The following is a 1,069-nucleotide window of genomic DNA, read 5'->3' as shown; positions in this document are numbered from 1 at the left end:
GGGCGGCACCGCGTCGGCGGGCGGCTCGGCCTTGTCGACGCTGTCCGGCGCCGTGGTCTGGCGGCTCTTCTCGACCTGGCGCCAGCGCGCGACGTTCTTCTGGTGGCCGTCCAGGCTCTCGGCGAAGGCGTGGCCGCCGGTGCCGTCGGCCACGAAGAACAGGTCCTTGGTGCGCGAGGGGTTGGCCACCGCCTCGAGCGCGGCGCGGCCGGGGTTGGCGATCGGGCCGGGCGGCAGGCCCTCGATCACGTAGGTGTTGTAGGGCGTCGCGCGCTCAATCTCGGAGCGCTGGATGCCGCGCCCGAGGGTGCCGCGCCCGCCGACCAGCCCGTAGACGATGGTCGGGTCCGATTGCAGCTTCATCCGCTTGTTCAGGCGGTTTACGAACACGCCGGCGACCCGCGGGCGCTCGTCGGCGCGGCCGGTCTCCTTCTCGACGATGGAGGCGAGCGTCACCATTTCGGCGGGCGTGCGGACCGGCACGTCGGCGCTGCGGCGCAGCCAGATGTCGTTGAGGACCCGGCGCTGCTTCTCGCGCATCAGGTTGACGATCTGCTGGCGGGTGGCGCCGCGCTCGAACTTGTAGGTGTCGGGCAGGAGCGAGCCCTCGGGCGGGATCTCGCCGACCTCGCCGGTCAGCACGTCGTTCTCGTTGAGGCGCACCACGATCTGCTCGGAGGTCAGCCCCTCGGGGAAGGTGATCGCGTGCTGGACCTGCCGGCCCGTGGTCACGGTGTCGATCGCTTCGCCGATGCTGGCATGGGCCTTGAAAGTGTACTCGCCGGCCTTCAGCGGCGGGCGCCCGCCGAAGCGGGCGGCGAACTCGAACAGCCCGACATGGTCGATCACGCCCTCGCGCTTGAGGATCTCCGCGATCTCCCCGGTGCCGCTCCGCGACGGGATCACGACGACCTTGTCGGCGGGCAGCGGGCCGGGCTCCTGCACCTGCCGCTGGAACAGGGTCAGCCCCAGCATCGCGGCGATCGCGACCGCGACGGCGAAGGTCAGGAGCCCGCTGATGGTGGCGAGCAGGCCGCCGCGGCGGTGCTCGGGCCGCTCGGGCGGCGGC

General features: G+C 72.2%; 1 protein-coding gene. It reads right to left on the bottom strand.

The annotated features are described in order from the left end of the window. Positions 1–1,069, bottom strand: a 1,069-nt coding sequence (gene mltG, locus FV222_RS27110; protein ID WP_147816223.1) for an endolytic transglycosylase MltG, incomplete at both ends; no start/stop codon positions are given.

This window comes from Methylobacterium sp. WL103 (genome assembly GCF_008039885.1).
Lineage (GTDB): Bacteria > Pseudomonadota > Alphaproteobacteria > Rhizobiales > Beijerinckiaceae > Methylobacterium > Methylobacterium cerastii.
This window is presented reverse-complemented; position numbering and strand designations above follow the sequence as displayed.